The following is an 18,163-nucleotide window of genomic DNA, read 5'->3' as shown; positions in this document are numbered from 1 at the left end:
CTATATCGCTAATTATTTTTCTGTTTAATGTACTTCAACGTTTGTAACGTAATCTTCAAATTGATTTGTTTGCTTATTCATTTCATCACTTACTTTTTTAATTTGATTGAAATGTTTTTGAAGTAAACTACTGTCTGTATACGTGCCAGATTCAATATTTGTTTGAATTTGGATCATATTATTATTTAAAACTTTCCAATCCGTTAATAACGTTTCTAAAGTTGTAATTTGGCGGTCAATTAGTTCTGTAAAGCTACTTACTTGATCTTCAATAAATGTAATTTGAGTCGCCTCTGCTTCAGTTTGCGATAACTTTTGAATAAGCGGTAATAACTCTTTTTGCTTTTGTTGAATACGAAGAGCTGCTTCCCTCGTTTGACTATCTGCAGCATTTACAATTTCATTACTTAAAGTACCGATAGAAACAAAATCGATTGTTTTCGTTTGTGCAGTTTGATTTGTAATTGTAAATACTTGTTTACCGATATTAATAGAACCTTTAATAATTTCTTGTGGTCTATTCAAAATAGTAGTTAGTTCAGCTTGAATTTCTCCTTGAATTCTTTTAATATCTTCTCTTAATTTCACAATATCTCCACTTGATCCTTGCATTGTTTTAATTGCTTCATCAGCTTTAATTGATAAATTGTTACTATCTTTGTCTAATACTGTTTTAAAACGATGCAACTCTAATAAATCTTGCTCCATGCTCTCTTGGATGCTTTGTACTTGCAATTGCAATTTTCCATATGCGCTTGTAAAATCTGCTTTGGCCTGTTCATCTTCATTTACTTTTCCTGCTAGTTCATAGAGCTTACTATAATAGCTATTAAATCTAGTACTATATCTCATCATCTCTTGATTTAAGTCGATTAGCTTCGGATTATATTCATCAATCCACTCTCGTACATTCGCCTTTGCAAACTTTTGATGATTCGTTAAGCTACTCATAGCATTCACTTTAATGTCTGGTTGTTGCAAAATAACTAATCCGTATGCTTGGATAAGTGGTGACTGTGACCCTAACATTCTAATTGAATTTGATAATGTATTTGGAGCAATTACATTTTGCACGTTTAATACTTTCACTTCTGATTGCCCCCCTTCAGCGTAAGCGCTTACAGGAATGAAGCAACTCGTAGATACTGCTGTAACCAATAACCCTGTAATTAAAGTCTTTTTCACTTTAACTCCTCCTATGTATTAGCAACTATTACTATCGCATTTTATTATTCTATTTTCTTGCACATAATTTGAGATGGTTAAAATAGAGAACATTCTCACCGTGGTTCATGTACGAATCACCTATCTCAAATTTTATTACTACAGTACTAATTTATTGTTATAAAACATTTCATAACTTTTCATATGTTCTTAGTATGAATAATATTGTATAAAATTTCTATATCATCGCAAGTCCCGCATTCACACAGTGAATATATCACCTAAAAATATTATTCATTTTAAACTAATTAACGTACGAAAGTATGAAATTTTATTTTGTTTTCATGTAAATTTTGTACTGTAAGGTCATTTAAACACAGCTATTTATCTACCGTAAAGAAGTATTTTCATTCCCTTTATCTTCAAGCTCTCATGTCCTTATTTCAAAATACAATCCGATTCACTCCCTCAATTAAAATATCCATATATCACAACAAAAAACACTACTTACTCATAACTAATAATATTATATCGATATATCTTTTGAACCCATATGCAATTATGCATAGCATATACACAAAAAGGATAACTTCACTTTCGTGAAGTTATCCTTAAAAAATTTCCTTACTTTTTCAAATGATATGGTACTGTCGTAATAACAACATTTCTTTTATAGAGTAAATACGCACGAATGAGTAAACTAGACTGATTATGAAGAATGTTATGCCAACCTTTTTTCGGAATAAACTGTGGTATAACGACCGTCACTCGGTAATTTGATTCACTCGCCTTATATTGTACTGTATCAATAAACTTTGTTAGCGGCTGAATAATACTTCTATAATGAGAATGTAATGTAACAAGCCTTACTTCAGGTTGCCACTTCTTCCATTTCTCTTCAAATTTCTTTTCCTCTTCTCTGTCAAAAGCAACATATACAGCGATAACTTGATCTGCAGAAAGAGCTTTAGCATAGTTCAATGAATTTTCTACTACATGAGTCATACCAGCTACAGGAACGACAATTACATTTCCCTCAATCGGAACAATCCGTTCACAAGTTTTTAAACTTAATTGGTCGCCTACTGCATCATAATGCTTCTTAATTCGATGGAACAAGAATATGATCGCAGGTAAGAAAATAAGAATTGACCAAACTTGTGCGAACTTAGTTAAAAAGAACATACTCATTACGATAAAACTAATGACTGCACCAATTAAATTAATCGATAAACGTAAAATCCACCCTTCAGGTTTTTCACGAAGCCATTTTAATACCATCCCAGTTTGAGAAAGTGTAAATGGGATAAATACCCCTACCGCATATAGCGGAATTAAATGTTCTGTTTGTCCTTGGAAAGCTACAATTAAAATAATTGAAGAAATCCCAAGTATAATAATACCATTTGAATAACCTAGACGGTCTCCTCTAATCGTAAACATTCTCGGTATGAATTTATCTTTTGCAAGGTTAACCGCTAATAACGGAAATGCAGAGTAACCTGTGTTAGCAGCAAGAATTAATATTAAAGCTGTTGTACCTTGTATGAAATAGTACATGAAATTACGTCCAAATGTTTGTTCAGCAATTTGTGAAACAACTGTTACTTCTTTACTTGGATTAATTCCATAATAATAAGCTAAAAAGACAATTCCTGAAAATAAAACCGCAAGTAATGCGCCCATTGCAAGCAATGTTTTTGCTGCATTGTTAGGTGCAGGATCCTTAAAGTTTGGAATCGCATTAGAGATTGCCTCAACACCTGTTAAAGCAGAGCTTCCTGAAGCAAATGCTCTTAACAGTAAAAACAAACTAATTCCTGCAACTGGTGTTCCAATTGGCGCGTGTAAAGTCGGTGAAACGTGACCAGTTAAAATATTATATATTCCTACACCAATTAATATAAATAGTGCTAGAACGAATAAATAAACAGGATATGCTAAAACGGAAGCTGATTCCGTTACGCCTCTTAAATTTAAGATGGTAATCAATATTACAAATATAATCGCAATGATTACATTATGTGCATGTAAGCTAGGAAAAGCTGATGTGAGTGCATCTGTACCCGCTGATACACTTACTGCAACAGTTAAAATGTAATCGACTAATAAAGATCCTCCTGCTATTAAGCCTGGATTCATCCCTAAATTTTCTTTTGATACAACATACGCTCCCCCGCCATGCGGATAAGCGAAAATAATTTGACGATAAGATAAAATAAGGGCTGTCAATAATACTAATACCCCAACAGCTATCGGAATTGAATACCAATAAGCTATTGCTCCAAGACCTGCTAAAGCAATTAAAATTTGCTCTGGACCGTAAGCAACCGATGATAAAGCGTCAGAAGATAAAATTGCTAGCGCCTTCGTTTTATTGAGCTTTTGTTCTCCTAGCTCAGTTGATTTTAACGGTCTTCCAATTAAAAATCTTTTAATAGATGAAACCAATGCTGTCCACTCTCCAATAATTTTGTACGAAATTTTCTGCTAGTTACAGCAAGTAAAGTATTTCTTCAGAAAACAAAAAATGTCTACAAGCCATAACGAAATAGACTTGTAGACATTAATTTTTTTGTCGCACAAGCTCCACCTTCCTTCTCAATATAACGCTTACGAGGTTAGCTGTCGGATTCGGGCCTATGAGTAGCCCTACCTTTTTCAAGGATTCACCCCATTGGATTATGTATTAATCCATAAAAACGGGTCCCCCGCACCATGCGGCTTCAGCGATTTAGAAAATTGAAACTGTGGATTATAATACTCCTTTATTTTCAAAAAGTAAACAAAAATTTTAAAAAAGAAAAAAATTAAAATGATTGTGCATAATCCACCGAAAAATATACATAATGAATACTAAAAATCCACAAAGGAGACCCATATGTCTAAAGAAAAGAAGCCACTTTTTTCCGACTCATATTTAGATGCAGTAGCAAATGAAATTAATCAGTTATATGGTAATCGTGAAAGAGAACGAAATACGGCCAATAAACCGAAAAGAAACGAATAAATTGTCAAAAGTAAACACAAAAAAGGATAGCAACATTTATATTTTGCTATCCTTTCCACTTTTTCATACCATTAAAATCACACTATTTCTTTACTTAAGATCATTTCTTCATATACCTTTAAATTTTGATATACAACACTTAATAAAGGCACATCTATAGACATTTCCTCTGCTAATTTCAATAAGTATCCTTGTAAATGCTTCCCTTCAATGAGCGAACCTTTTTCCATATCTCGCTGCATCGATGACTTCATATCATACGAAATTTTATCAATCGTTTTCATATGTTCCTCAACGATATTGTCCTTAACTGGAGCCTCCATAGATTTCATGATTTGCACAGATTCTTCAAATAAATTCCTAATGAATTCTCGGCCACCATCACTCTCACGAATCGGTCCTATCGGCGCACGCATTAATGTTGTCACACCTGACATTACGGTGATAAATAAATATTTATGCCACATATCTTGCAAAATATTTTCACTTAAAACAAAACTAGCTTTCGTATCTGCAAATGTTTTAGAAATACGCTTTATTCTCTCTGAATCTTGATGCTTAATTTCCCCAAATACAAGTCTGTTGGCAACACTAGTTTGTACGACATCTCCTTCGTTATTCAGTGTCGTTTCAATAAAACATAAACCACCAATCACTTTTTCCACGCCGAACTCCTTTTGTAATAGTGATAACTGTGCGATACCATTCAATAATGGGATTATTACTGTGTTCTTACCTACAAACGGCTTCAAATCTACTATCGCTTCGTTTAGATGATACGCTTTTGTTGAAAATAAAATTACATCAAATGGAGAAGTTATATCTTCTTTCGTTATCAATTTCGGTTGAAATGAAAAATCTCCATTAACACTACGAATAACAAGTCCTTTTTCCTCTAATTGCTGTTTTCTTTTGCTGCGAACGAGAAATGTAACATCCTCTCCCTTTTCTACTAATCGGCCACCAAAAAATCCTCCGACGCCACCAGCTCCTAATACTAAAATCCGCATACTACATCCCCCTTTTCATAAAACAATCATACTAGTTTTATTATACAGGTCTCCTATTAAATAAGCTGAATTTTCATTCTTAACCTAGTGAAAACGAGAGGTTATTTTCAAGAAAAATTGGGCATGTTGTTTCTATAGCTTATATGGAAAGGAAACAATGTTGATGGAGGCAATACAAACAATCGAGGAAAAAGGTGTAACAACAGCTATATTTCAATTTATATTCCCATCTTCGTTTAAAACTAGATATGAACAAAATATGTTCCCTTTCTTACAAAAAAATGATTTTCGTCCTTTTCGACTCAATCATCTTGAAGATGACAATACATATTACGGGAAATTTCAAGTTTCACATCAAAATATGGAAGCTTATTATCTTTCCTTATATTCATGATTATTTAAAACAACATGCTTACCAGAGATGGGCTCCTAATCGTTATTTCATAATGGAAGAACATATTTTCACATGTATTACGAACGAAGATGACGATAAAATAGCTAAACTTGCTAGTCAAATGTACGGGGAATTTTATTACGCTATATTAATAGCGATTAGCGGCATAGTCATTTCACTTATTTTAGATGCGCAAGGTTTATACCAATGGGCTATACAGCATAAAAAAAGAAAAGCATGGGTAAATAAAAAAAACAGATGGCAGCACGATGCTACCGTCTGTTTTCTATTATGCTTACTTACCTGCTTCGATTTTTTCTAATGCAGCAGCTACTTGCTCTTCTGTTAATTCGTGTTGCACGATATAACGATTACGTGGGTGTACACGACATTCATGAGAACATGCGCGTAAATGTTTTGCTTCACTTTCTTCAGAACATAGAATCTTCTTGTTACATTCTGGATTTGCACAGTTTACATAGCGCTCACAAGGTTCGCCTGTAAAATGATCTTTACCAACGATAACATGTTCTTTTTGGTTTACTGGTACAGCGATACGCTCATCAAATACGTAACATTGACCATCCCAAAGCTCGCCTTGTACTTCTGGGTCTTTTCCGTAAGTTACAATTCCGCCGTGAAGCTGACTTACATCTTCATATCCTTCTCGAACTAACCAACCAGAGAATTTCTCACAGCGAATTCCACCTGTACAGTACGTTAAAATCTTTTTACCTTCAAGTGTTTCTTTGTTTTCTCTAATCCAATCTGGTAATTCACGGAATGATTCAATATCTGGTTTGATCGCACCTTTAAAGTGTCCTAAATCAAACTCATAATCATTTCGTGCATCAATGATAACTGTATCTTCTTGTTTCATTGCCTCATAGAATTCTGTTGGCTCTAAATATTTCCCAGTTATTTCCTTTGGGTTAATGTCGTCTTCTAAACGAAGTGTAACTAACTCTGGGCGAGGACGTACGTGCATTTTCTTAAATGCATGCTCATCCGCCTCATCAATTTTAAAAACGATTCCAGCAAAACGTGGATCATTGTTCATTACTTCCATGTATTTCTCTGTTTGCTCAAAAGTACCAGAACATGTTCCGTTAATTCCTTCTGTCGCTACAAGAATTCTTCCTTTTAACTCAAGTGATTTACAAAATTCTAAATGCTGTTCAGCAAATTCTTCTGGGTTTTCAATTGTTGTGTACATGTAATACAGTAATACTCTATATGGTTTTGTAGTTGCCAATGTATTTCTACCACCTATCTAAATTTTAAAATCATGTATAAGTTAACGTTCATATCAAAACATATATAATAAGAAAATACATACAAAATTGTACTTAGCCTATTTTCTTCTATTTACAATTTTTTCTATAAGTTAACAAAAATAAAAACAAGATTACATCACAAAACACTATGGTTATGTTGTAATCCCAATATATTATATATCATACAATTTCATTTCCATCAATTAATATGCTGTAATATAGGCTGTATGTTCACAAAAATTTCAAAAACAGCCCTATAATTTATTATCTTCCCCCTTATTCAGCAACCATAAACTCCCAAAACATTTTCGCATCTTCACACCATTCATTGCACACAGTCATATAATTTGCATTAAGGAAACTTTTGTGTTCAAATGAAATTACCACATAATATATCTAAATGTATTGAAATAATGAGTAAGAATAAATACAATAATTTCATCAAGTTAAGATTTCAAAGGGGAAAACTACTATGAATAAAGATATATCAAAAGATGAACAAGTCCCTTCTCAAAGTACAACTGTTCAATCAGCACATTTAGCGTTAAGTGGACAAACAAAAGGATTTAAAAGACTGTTACCATTCTTAGGTCCTGCTTTTATCGCATCGGTTGCTTATATTGATCCCGGAAACTTCGCTACAAATATCGCGGCCGGATCACAATATGGTTATTTACTACTTTGGGTAATACTCGTTTCTAATTTAATGGCTGTATTAATTCAAACTTTATCAGCCAAATTAGGAATCGCTACTGGGAGAAATCTTCCTGAAGTAGCTCGCGAAAACTTCCCAAAACCAGTTTCCGTTGGTTTATGGATACAAGGCGAACTCGTTATTATGGCTACAGATTTAGCTGAATTTATCGGGGCAGCACTCGGCTTATACTTACTATTTGGAATTCCGATGTTACCAGCTGCTTTAATTACAGCAGTTGGATCATTTATTATTCTTGAATTTCAGCGCAGAGGCTTTCGTCCATTAGAAGCTATCATAACAGGAATGATTTTTATCGTTGTTATCGCTTTTGGTGTCCAAGTCTTTTACGCAAAACCGGAATTAAGTCCCCTTCTTTCAGGACTATTTATTCCAAAATTCCAAGGTGTAGATAGTATTCTTTTAGCAGCTGGTATTTTAGGTGCGACAGTAATGCCACACGCAATATATTTACATTCCGCCTTAACGCAGCGCCGCGTAGTCGGAACAAATGATGAACAAAAGAAAAAGATTTTCCGCTTCGAATTCATTGACATTATTATTGCAATGGTTATCGCTGGAGCAATTAATGCAAGTATGTTAATTGTTGCTGCTGCACTATTCTTTAAAAATGGTCTACACGTTGAAGACCTTGATGTTGCTTTTAACCAATTCAGTAATTTAGTCGGTCCTGCATCCGCTGCTTTATTTGGAATCGGACTCTTAACAGCGGGATTATCTAGCTCTTCAGTCGGTACAATGTCAGGTGACATTATTATGCAAGGATTCATTCGCATGCATATTCCGTTATATTTACGCCGATTTATAACGATGATTCCACCGCTTGTTATTATCGCTTTAGGTGTAAATCCAACTTACGCTCTCGTAATGAGCCAAGTTGTCTTATCGTTCGGTATTGCCTTTGCATTAGTACCGCTTATTATGTTTACAAGTAATAAAAAGATTATGGGTGCACTTGTTAACCATCGCATTACAACATTTATCGCTTGGGTAATTGCTGCACTCGTTATCGTTTTAAATATTTTCTTGCTGTATCAAACATTTGTAGGTTAATGAAAAAGGGTATTCCAAATTAAATTTGGAATACCCTTTTTTGACGATATACTTCTCTTCTAATTCCATCTTATGTATGTGCCTCTTTCTGGCATTACCGTACCTTCTTCAGTTCGAAAGTAAAATGGTAATCCTTCCGCAAAAAACATACTCACCTTGGATGGATCCTACCTTTGATGATGGATGTGTAAATGCGGCTCACTTGAACTTCCTGAGTTACCGACTTGAGCAAGAACTTCCCCTTCATTTACATGTTGTCCTTCTTTAACTTTAATTGACTCTTTCTTTAAGTGCGCGAGAAATAAAAATGTTCCTGTTTCATCTAACTGTATATAAATATGATTCCCCGCCATTGACTGAAAATCATCATTACACCTTGAATAATCTTTATTTTCAGATTAAATTATATAATAACAAATACATTCTAATTTCATACGAACAGGAGTGAAGGCATGTTTCCTATATTAAAAACTGAGCGACTTATTTTAAGAGAACTTACTGAAGAAGATGCACCGAGTATATTACATTGCTTTTCTAATTCCGATGTCCTGCGCCATTATGGCCAAAAACCATTACAAAATTTGGATCAAGTAAAACAAATCCTTAATAATTTTAAGTTGAGTTACAATGAAAGACGCGGCATTAAATGGGGCATCGAATTAAAAGACAAGAAAGGGATCATTGGAACAATTGGTTTTCATGATTGGTCTTCTGAACATAAACGAGCAAATATTAGTTATGCCTTTTTGCCTGAACACTGGGGAAATGGATATGCTACTGAGGCGGTATCTGAAATTATATCATACGGCTTCCATACAATTCATTTAAAACGAATTGGGGCAATTGTCTTTCTTGAAAATGAAGCTTCAAATAAAGTGCTATTAAAATTAGGATTTGAAAAAGAAGGGTTACTAAAAAATTATATGTATCAAGATGATATCCCATATGATACGAATTTTTATTCTTTATTAAAATCCGTTTAATAGAAATTATGTGTAAAAAACCCTTACTTTTAAAAGTAAGGGTTTTTTACAGGCTGTGGAGAAAATCTTTTCATGTGTCAACAGTGATAAAAAAGAGGAAAAGATCGCGCCCGTTTATTGAAGATCTTAATTAGTAAATGATAATCTAAAATTCAAATGGGAACTTCGATTAAAGCCCCCTTTATGTCCGGCTGTTTAGACATTTCCTAGATAGCTTCGCGTAATGTTTTGGAGAACAATTTTTCTTATATTTTTTTAATAATCCTATTAAGTTTTTTGTAAAATTCACCTTTTGTTTTTACATGATTAAACTGATTCGGATTAATATTAGCTTTTTGTGAGAGTGCTACAATCTCCTCTTTTGTAATTGAATCTTTAGTATTTATAGATGCTATATTTGTATATTTTCCATCTTCTGTTTTTGGAATTTCTAAAATCCCTTTATTTACAAGATCAACTACAGCCTTATGCTCTGAAGAATGTGTATCTACACCAGTAATTTTCCAATTATGCATAACTTTTGGCGTGTATACACCGTTCTTTACCTCTTTTAAATATGTAATAGCAAGGTTACGAATGGTTCCACCTGTTTCTCCGAATGCATTCTCTTGTTTAGATGACCAAATTTGTTCAAACTTACGCCCCTCTAAAACTCCTCCTTTTGCCTGAAGGGCCTCCATTCTATATGCATTCATTCCCAGCGTCATAACATCGCCCATTTTGATTGGTTTATTTGTACGAACAGAGCGTAAATTTGTAATTCTACTTCCATATGGTTTTGTTAAATCAATTTCGTATTTTACGCCTCCAAAGAAATCGTTCGTACTGTATTTAGAAGCACGGCGGTTTTTATCAAAACTAACTGTTACATCTCCGGCACGAGATGAGTTAAAATATCCTGCTGCCCATTCCATATAGTCTTTTAAATCTTTTCCAGTTATCTTATATACTGTAATTTCTCCCAAGGCATATTGGTAATTGTACGCAATATCTTTTTTCTTAATAGGACCTATATCCAAACGGGCATAATCATTATCAATTTGATGGGCTACTACATCTGCTTTGCTGTAGTAAAGCATGACTTCATGAAAGAAATCTGATAAAGGTGTCTCTTGAATCTGCACACTTGGAATACCCTTTATTTCATTTTCAGGAACAAGGTTCCTACCCTTTAATTGAGCGACTACAACATTTGCATCTCCTCTCGCATACTCGTGAAAAGGTGTTAGTGTTTCTTCAAGTGTAGGATCAGATAATACTGTTGTTCCATCAGCATTTTTTACAGGTATAGTGGTAGCAGTTTTATCTTTTAAAACGAGCTTTCCATCTTGCTTTGTAAAAGTAAGGTCAATACGTGAGATATGTGTTCCATATTTATCTGGTTCTGTAATAATTACGCCATTTACAACTTCTTTTTTTACAAGTTTATGCATATGAGCTGCAAAAATAGCGCTAAGTTCCGGGCAAGCATTCGCAATATCTTGAACCCCAGTACCAGGGATGCCATTCTCATTTTCGAGACCCATATGCATAACTCCTACCATTACATCTACTTTACCTTCTAATTCTTTAATTGCCTTTTTTGTCTCTTCTACTGGATTTTTCACCACTAAACCATCCAAATGATCTGTCCCTTTTTCAAAATCACTAATCATTGGTGTATTCATGCCAATAATCCCGACTTTAATTCCATCTTTTTCAACAATCGTATATGCAGGAAGAAAACGCTCTCCATTTTCCTTGTAAATATTTCCTGCTAACGTCTTTCCCTTATATTGCTCACTAACTTTTTTCAATGTATCTAATCCAAAGTTGAATTCATGATTTCCAAATGCCCAAGCATCATATCCCATTGCATTCATCGCTACCATCATTGGCGATTGTGGCTTATCATTGAATAATTCTACTGAGTTTCCTTGAATTGTGTCCCCGGCATCTACTAATATGGTATTTGGATTTTCTTGACGTACCTTCTGTATAACCGTATAAAGCTGCGTTAAACTTCCACTCATATTTGCACCATCAAGCGCATAATCCCAAGGCATAAATCTACCATGAATATCTGCAGTACCCAACAATGTAATATTAACATCAGATTCCTCAGCTTTAGAGATAGCTGGTTTGACTGTTACTGCTGTTACAAGAAGCATAAAAATTACAAAATAACATACATAGTTCTTCCATTTCATTTTTTGCATAATAACAATATTTCTCCCCTTTTTGTAATGTCATAAAGTTGCTTGAACTTTAAAAATGTAACTTATTATTTGGAAAACTTCAACTACAAAAAATTATCACTATCCGACTGGGATTATGCCTTCCAACTCAGTAATTTCCTCACTAATTAACTGCTCTATTTTTTTATAAAAGTCATCAATTTGATTAAGTTCCGTAAGAATAAACAGATTTGAACGCATCCAATAAGGTTTTGATTGCTTATTGTCAGCTACTACCTCAATACCTACAATTCCTCTTTTGTCATGTAAGAAGAATCTCATAGATAAGAAATGAGTTACATTGTCTATATCCTCACCTGAAACCCATTGAAATTCATGTAGTTTAAAAGTGGAAAACTTGATTATTCCCTCTTTTAAAACTTTGAGTTCTTCATTGGTGGTATATATATTAATGTTCGCAGTGCCATAAAATCCAGTAAAATCAAAATTCAATTCAAAAAAATCGGTATCTTCCCATATTCTTTTTATTTTCATATTCGGTTCAGGCATTGTGGTCTATCCTCCCATAAATTGCACTTTCCAATTGAGAATATTATAACAAGTTTCCCTGAAGAAAACAGTTCCGTTAGATAAGTAAAAAACAATGTATATTCTATATATGCGAGGTTTACATAACTTCACTTATCGGTAGCAAGGGAAAAGCAGATCCCTACTCTCATAAAGAATCTACCTCTTTCTCTTTCTATCAATCCCTGCAATTTTTTATACATTCCTATCATAATGTGGGGTCTCGTTTGTTACTGGATCAGCCGAAAAACTCTATAAAATCCTGCATGCTTTTAGCGTGGTTTTCACCAAAATACTGGTGATGGCACACCGCAATATTGCACGTCAGCAATACCAAAAATGGACTTCACCTTCGGTAGTAAGAATCTCACTTACGTTAGTCAGCTTGCCTCTTTTCTAAAACCATAAAGAACGTACTATCCGGTAGCGCAACCGCATTCCCAGACTCATCTGTAAACTCGATTTTCTCGCTAAGATGGTTTGTATATCCATCCTGCAAATAGTTCATAGCTTGAACGATGTTTACTTTATCTCCAAAGATCCCCTTTACAAAATCCTTATAGTCGTTTGGCGTAAAGATTCCAAACTGCTCCTGCACCTCATGAACGAAGGAATCCTCGCCCCAGGTATACGTATATAAGAACTCCATCGCATCGTTAACAGGCATTTTGGCTGTATTGTCTGCAGGTACCTCATACTGGATTATACGCCCCTTAAATTCATGGACATACTGCTCTAAGAACTTCATTCCGCCGGCATCTTTAAAACGAATCACACGCATTAACGTTTTATCTTCAGTCATGATGCCATCACGAATGATAATACGCCCCCCTGGCTTTAACACCTCGTAGGCACTTTGCAGCCCCTTTTTAATTACTTCATGATTGAATTTCTTACCTTCATACTCGATATAAGAGAACAGCTCATGAAGGATAGAAGAATATACAATCGTATCAACCGATTCTTTATCAAACGAGCTACTTAAGTTGATTGCATCCCCTTTAATGATGTCCCAAGACCGCCCCTCTTTCTGCTTCTTCTTTTTCAATGTATCAATCACGTTTTCAGAAATATCGATACCGTAGATTCGTTTATTCTCAGTCTCTTCTTCAATCATATCTAGCATGACACCACCACCGGCTCCGACATCTACAACCGTATCTCCCTTTATATAATCAAGAATAATTCGTTTATCATCAGCCGAACTATTCATATGCTCCAGATATACTTCTTCGTTATGGAATCTATCATACGCATCCTTACGTAACCCGAAGAAATCAAATAGCAGCACATTTGCCCGAGCATGCATCATATCTATCTTTTCTGCCTCTACACAGAAGGTAATTAACGCCTCACCTACAGCAGAAAACTGAAACGACACATACGCAGTCTTCATATCTTCATCAACTTTAGCCTCAAAAGAAACATGCGTTGTATCCGGCTTCTCGTTCTCACGGTACTCCCGTAGATACTTCTCAATAACCCGCTTACGATACACGTTGTTCTTCTTCTCGCCTTTGAAATCATAGTGCAACTGCTGCATCAATTTCTCGAAATGGATATGCTGAACCTTTCCAGTGCCTATCTCGTTCTTTAACATAACAAAAACTGTCCAAATATCCTCGAAGCTAAGAGCATGCATAGACGGTTCTACATACCATAAATCCTTATCAGATAAGAAGGTTTGAACGCCACTCTTCTCGCTCCCCATAATTATATCTTTTTCAAATGCTGACTCCTTATGTTTTGGTGTGAGTCTATGTATGCGAGAAGTAAATGGCTCCACATAGCCATCAAATAGACCATCAATTGTAATCTTCACATCGTTCTTTACTTCACTCCACAAGGATTTTGATACGCCCTCAATAATACATTGGTTAAGATAGTATAGAATCTCCTTTAACCTAACGTCTCCGTATGCTTCTTTATATGTGTTAATTAAATCAACATGAGAGTCCAAACGCGCCTCTCCGCGGATATACTGCCCGATTAATCCATGTGTTCTAATTAAATCTCGAACAAACAAATACTCAGTAGAGTTTAAGTTTGTCTCTATACGTTCGCTAAACTGAATATCACTAAAGATATCAGCAGAACCCTCGTTATGTACCAATAGATTAATCCCGTTTTTCTTCCATTGCTCCCTCTGTTTTAAAGAGCCTACCTTTGCAAGCTCACTATACGTTAGTACCTTTTCAATAATGCAATACGCTTCTTCGTCTAAAGGCAACCCATCTAATACTTGCAGCGTACGGTGTACATAGTACAACACCGCATCCGTTTTTAATGCACCAAGTACCTGTACATTCTCATAGTTTTGATGTATCTCCTCTGCCTCGATTAGATGCTTTAACCACGTAGGGAGAGCATCAGAAAACCCTTCAATGTATTTATTTAGAACTTCAATGTTTTTCAACTTATTTACCCCCATATATAATCAATATCTGTAGTAAGGTCTGGGACACCTTCTCCAAAAAGATCATCACCTTATGTCCCCCTAAATGCTACTACTTGCTATTTACCATCTACATCTCTTTCAAATACAAATGCATCAAATCCAGTCTTTTTATCATGTAAAAGAGAGTTATCAATTTCGTTACTAACATGCCAAGTTTGTAACACATTCTTTTGTTCATCTCTTATTTTAACTTCATCAGGAATTTCGGCGGATCACTTCTTAAATTAATGAACATATGTTGTGACAGAATCAACTGAAAATGGAAACGGCAAGCGGGTGCACTCCACTTGCCGTTTTTTCATAGCTTAGTATGTATTTGAATTTCTTTTGCTTTCTCTTTTTCACCCTTCACGCGTACAATTAAATCATATGATCCGGATTTTGGCGCTTCAAAAGAAAGCAAACCTTCTTTTTGAGAAGTGACTTCTTCTTCATAAATAACCTTATCATCTTTTGTAACTTGCAATAAAATCGTACCTTCTTCAACGGCTGCTTCATAAGGAATTTCCACATTTCCTTTTTCAGCTTTAAGCGTTTGCACATCGTAATACCCTTGCAAGGAACCAATTTTTAAAGTCGTTTCACCATTTTTTTGAACCTTTGTGACTTGTGTTGCTGTATTGCATGCGCTTAACAATACAACAAGAGTGAGAATCATAAATAAACGTAGTAATTTCATAGAAATTCCCCTTTTTTATGTATATGAATTAAGATTCATTCTTTAACTATTTCAAAAACACCAACAGCTTAAAAGAATCACTGCTTTTCTTCAATTTCTTTTTTAAATAATTTTTGAAACTCTAATTCTGTTTCATTAATAAAACCAAGATGTAACACACTAGAAATATCTTCATGATTCAAAAAGAAATTGTACTCCGAAGAAATATTACCATGAGGAAAATAACAACATACATAATCCCATGTTTTTTGTTTCAGAATCCATCTGTCTTCTTCCATAAACCATTAATGGGTGCTCCCAATCTTTAAACATTACAATAGAACCTATTGGAAGTAATTATAACTCTAAATTTTGTCCCATCTTATTTCCCACCTCTTAAAATAGCTTTTTTTACAATAAAATACATAATAGAGAATAGTAAACAAGCTCCAATTGTACCGAAAGTTGCAATTGAAATTTTACCTGCTAATGTTTCATTTGGATCTAATGCATTAGGTAAAATTGTACCAAAAATTGCAATACAGGCTAATACAACCATAAAATATTTAAATCTTTTTACTTTCTTATTCATACTAATTATCCCCTTTATTCCTTAACATTAACTTCTAAACCAAATCCCCATAAACCTACACCAGGACCAAATGGTACATGGAATTTGAATCTGCTTTTTCCAGCTTCAAAAGATCCCCCGAGATTCCCAAATTAATATCCCCAAGTATTATACATACCAATTAATACATATAGAAAAAGCCCCGTTCCAATCAAACACTTAAGCTCCCCTATTTTTTATAATACTCAAATAATTACACGCAAACATCTCTATCAATTCATCTTAATACCTCAATTACCTTTTAAGTATATCAATGACAAAATATATAATCTATTATTTTTTTTATATAATTAAAAACAACCATAGTTACAGCAAGAGAATGCTTGTATGCTGATTTGTACTGCATTTCCTTATTCCATGTACTCTTAAAAAAAACCTTACTTTTAAAAAGTAAGGTTTTTTTTATTTATTCATTAGCGATATAAGCATTCTTATAAGTATAAACGCCACCAAATTGATGCTTTTCAATCCCTTTTACATAATCCTTTTGTACATAGGCTGAACCAATATGATAAAGCGGTGCTATCGCAGCATCCTCTAACAGAATACGTTCAGCCTCTTGCAGAGCTTCCCATCGTTTCTCTTGGTCTAGTACTAGCTCAGTTTTCGCTTTCTTTATTAATTCATCGTAACGAGAATTAGAGTAACTCATTTTATTATTCGGATTACTCGTCGTAAATAGCTCTAAATAACTAATTGGGTCTTTATAGTCAGGTCCCCAATTTGCCATAGATATATCGTAATCACCTGTTTGTTCTAACTGTAACTTTTGCTTAAATGGCTGTTGTTTAATTTGTATCGTTAATCCATGCAAATTCTTTTCTAAATCACCTTTTATATATTCTGCCATACGTTTTGCATTATCTTGTTCAAACGTTAAAAACTCGAGGTTTACTTGTTCTACTCCAAGTTCTTTTTTCGCTTCTTCCCAAATCTTTTTCGCATTTTGCAGATCATATGGAGAAATGTTTCCATTCTCTTTTCTAAAATCTTTTCCAGTCTCTTCATTTATATGACCAACTGGTACAAGTCCACTTGCAGGTTTTGCTCCGTTATTAATAAAGTGCGCAACGAAATCATCTTTATTTAATGCTAACGAGATAGACTGACGTACTTTCTTATTTGCTAACGTGTTATTTTTTTCATTAAAACGTAGCATAGCAATTCCTGGATCACTCGACATATGTAATTCCTTATTCCCTTTATACTTATCTACAAATTGAGAGTTAATAGGCACTCGATCCAAATCACCAGCTTCATATAAATTTACGGCCGTCATTGTATCTTTTACGATATGAAAGTTTATTTCGTCTAATTTCACTTTCTTTTGATCCCAATATGTAGCATTCTTCTTTAATTGAAATTCTTGTTCATGCTTCCATTCTTCTAATACAAATGGGCCATTATATATGAGGTTACTAGGTTCCAATCCATAATTCTTTCCTTGTTCTTTCAAAAATGATTCATGCTGTGGTAAGTATATAGGTAGCGCTAACAACTGTAAAAAATACGGAATTGGCTGTTCTAGTTCAACCTCTAACTTATAATCATTTATGACTTTAACCCCAAGTTCATCAAGTGGCATTGTTCCCTTATTTATTTCTTTCGCATTTTTTACATAAAAGAGCATGTATGCATATTGTGATGCCGTTTCAGGGTTAACCGCACGTTTCCACGCAAACATAAAATCATTTGCTGTTACACTGGCTCCATTTGACCATTTTGCATCTTTACGCAAATCAAATGTATATTTTTTACCATTTTCACTTCTTTCAAACGATTTTGCTACTGCTGGAATAGGATGATCTTGATCATCTAGTACATACAACCCTTCAAATATGTTTTGCATAACGTGTGCTGACGTACCATCCATCGTTTTTCCAGTATCAAGAGAAGGAATTTCTTCTGATACCGTTACATTTAACACTTGTTTTTTAGCCTCTGTATTACTTTTATTCGCTTTATTATTACAAGCTGTTAATAATAAAGATGTAACAAGTGCCATTACCATTAAATGGCTCTTTTTTCGCTTCATGAATTGTTCTCCTTAAAAATAAAATATTATA

Annotated in this window: 13 protein-coding genes, 4 pseudogenes and 1 riboswitch; of the genes and pseudogenes, 4 read left to right on the top strand and 13 right to left on the bottom strand. The window is 34.2% G+C overall.

Going from position 1 to position 18,163, the window contains the following annotated elements; genetic code table 11:
• Positions 1 to 24: 24 nt before the first annotated feature.
• The gene (gene nheA, locus QUF93_RS11225; protein ID WP_289358819.1) at positions 25 to 1,185 is read right to left on the bottom strand and encodes a non-hemolytic enterotoxin NHE subunit A; all 1,161 of its coding nucleotides are present in this window, start codon (positions 1,183 to 1,185) and stop codon (positions 25 to 27) included.
• A 603-nt stretch (positions 1,186 to 1,788) separates the two neighbouring features.
• On the bottom strand, positions 1,789 to 3,615 hold the full coding sequence (locus tag QUF93_RS11220; protein ID WP_289358818.1) for a potassium transporter KimA: 1,827 nt from the start codon (positions 3,613 to 3,615) through the stop codon (positions 1,789 to 1,791).
• Positions 3,616 to 3,759: 144 nt separating this feature from the next.
• Positions 3,760 to 3,906: riboswitch (cyclic di-AMP (ydaO/yuaA leader) on the bottom strand.
• A gap of 139 nt (positions 3,907 to 4,045) precedes the next feature.
• Here QUF93_RS11220 and QUF93_RS11215 point away from each other — a divergent pair.
• On the top strand, positions 4,046 to 4,174 hold the full coding sequence (locus QUF93_RS11215; protein WP_002118276.1) for a hypothetical protein: 129 nt from the start codon (positions 4,046 to 4,048) through the stop codon (positions 4,172 to 4,174).
• Between the two features lie 77 nt (positions 4,175 to 4,251).
• On the opposite strand, the gene panE is transcribed toward QUF93_RS11215, so the two are convergent.
• Positions 4,252 to 5,184 (bottom strand): 2-dehydropantoate 2-reductase, encoded by a 933-nt coding sequence (gene panE / locus QUF93_RS11210; RefSeq protein ID WP_289358817.1) that lies wholly within the window; start codon positions 5,182 to 5,184, stop codon positions 4,252 to 4,254.
• 163 nt (positions 5,185 to 5,347) lie between these two features.
• On the opposite strand from panE, the pseudogene QUF93_RS11205 reads away from it, so the two are divergent.
• A pseudogene (locus QUF93_RS11205) lies at positions 5,348 to 5,759 on the top strand (hypothetical protein); the annotation flags it as partial.
• Between the two features lie 114 nt (positions 5,760 to 5,873).
• Here the strand turns inward: QUF93_RS11205 and trhO are convergent.
• Positions 5,874 to 6,833 carry an oxygen-dependent tRNA uridine(34) hydroxylase TrhO gene (gene trhO, locus QUF93_RS11200; protein WP_289358816.1) on the bottom strand — a complete coding sequence of 320 codons (960 nt, stop codon included), beginning with the start codon at positions 6,831 to 6,833 and terminating at the stop codon, positions 5,874 to 5,876.
• A gap of 494 nt (positions 6,834 to 7,327) precedes the next feature.
• Between trhO and QUF93_RS11195 the strand changes: the two genes are divergently transcribed.
• Positions 7,328 to 8,623 carry an Nramp family divalent metal transporter gene (locus QUF93_RS11195; RefSeq protein ID WP_088058242.1) on the top strand — a complete coding sequence of 432 codons (1,296 nt, stop codon included), beginning with the start codon at positions 7,328 to 7,330 and terminating at the stop codon, positions 8,621 to 8,623.
• A 59-nt stretch (positions 8,624 to 8,682) separates the two neighbouring features.
• Here the strand turns inward: QUF93_RS11195 and QUF93_RS11190 are convergent.
• Positions 8,683 to 8,994 (bottom strand): annotated as a pseudogene (locus QUF93_RS11190) (M23 family metallopeptidase); the annotation flags it as partial.
• Positions 8,995 to 9,075: 81 nt separating this feature from the next.
• Between QUF93_RS11190 and QUF93_RS11185 the strand changes: the two are divergent.
• Positions 9,076 to 9,606: a GNAT family N-acetyltransferase gene (locus QUF93_RS11185; RefSeq protein ID WP_289358815.1), complete on the top strand. Its 531-nt coding sequence runs from the start codon at positions 9,076 to 9,078 to the stop codon at positions 9,604 to 9,606.
• A gap of 245 nt (positions 9,607 to 9,851) precedes the next feature.
• Here QUF93_RS11185 and QUF93_RS11180 read toward each other — a convergent pair whose 3' ends face one another.
• The 8 genes and pseudogenes from QUF93_RS11180 to QUF93_RS11150 form a co-directional block, all read right to left on the bottom strand.
• On the bottom strand, positions 9,852 to 11,804 hold the full coding sequence (locus QUF93_RS11180) for a bifunctional metallophosphatase/5'-nucleotidase (RefSeq protein ID WP_289375287.1): 1,953 nt from the start codon (positions 11,802 to 11,804) through the stop codon (positions 9,852 to 9,854).
• 99 nt (positions 11,805 to 11,903) lie between these two features.
• Positions 11,904 to 12,332 carry a hypothetical protein gene (locus tag QUF93_RS11175; protein ID WP_002118264.1) on the bottom strand — a complete coding sequence of 143 codons (429 nt, stop codon included), beginning with the start codon at positions 12,330 to 12,332 and terminating at the stop codon, positions 11,904 to 11,906.
• Between the two features lie 394 nt (positions 12,333 to 12,726).
• Positions 12,727 to 14,781 (bottom strand): class I SAM-dependent methyltransferase, encoded by a 2,055-nt coding sequence (locus tag QUF93_RS11170; RefSeq protein WP_289358813.1) that lies wholly within the window; start codon positions 14,779 to 14,781, stop codon positions 12,727 to 12,729.
• A gap of 325 nt (positions 14,782 to 15,106) precedes the next feature.
• A complete protein-coding gene (locus QUF93_RS11165) occupies positions 15,107 to 15,487 on the bottom strand; it encodes a BA_1872 family lipoprotein (protein ID WP_000771818.1) in 381 nt (126 codons plus the stop codon).
• Between the two features lie 77 nt (positions 15,488 to 15,564).
• Positions 15,565 to 15,799, bottom strand: a pseudogene (locus QUF93_RS11160) (DUF4176 domain-containing protein).
• A gap of 49 nt (positions 15,800 to 15,848) precedes the next feature.
• On the bottom strand, positions 15,849 to 16,058 hold the full coding sequence (locus QUF93_RS11155) for a hypothetical protein (protein WP_002118262.1): 210 nt from the start codon (positions 16,056 to 16,058) through the stop codon (positions 15,849 to 15,851).
• Positions 16,059 to 16,072: 14 nt separating this feature from the next.
• Positions 16,073 to 16,186, bottom strand: a pseudogene (locus QUF93_RS28865) (WXG100 family type VII secretion target); the annotation flags it as partial.
• 317 nt (positions 16,187 to 16,503) lie between these two features.
• Positions 16,504 to 18,132, bottom strand: a complete 1,629-nt coding sequence (locus QUF93_RS11150) for a peptide ABC transporter substrate-binding protein (RefSeq protein ID WP_289375285.1) — start codon at positions 18,130 to 18,132, stop codon at positions 16,504 to 16,506.
• Between the last annotated feature and the right edge of the window lie 31 nt (positions 18,133 to 18,163).

It is taken from the genome of Bacillus hominis, assembly GCF_030348325.1.
In the GTDB taxonomy this organism is placed as follows: Bacteria; Bacillota; Bacilli; order Bacillales; family Bacillaceae_G; genus Bacillus_A; species Bacillus_A hominis.
This window is presented reverse-complemented; position numbering and strand designations above follow the sequence as displayed.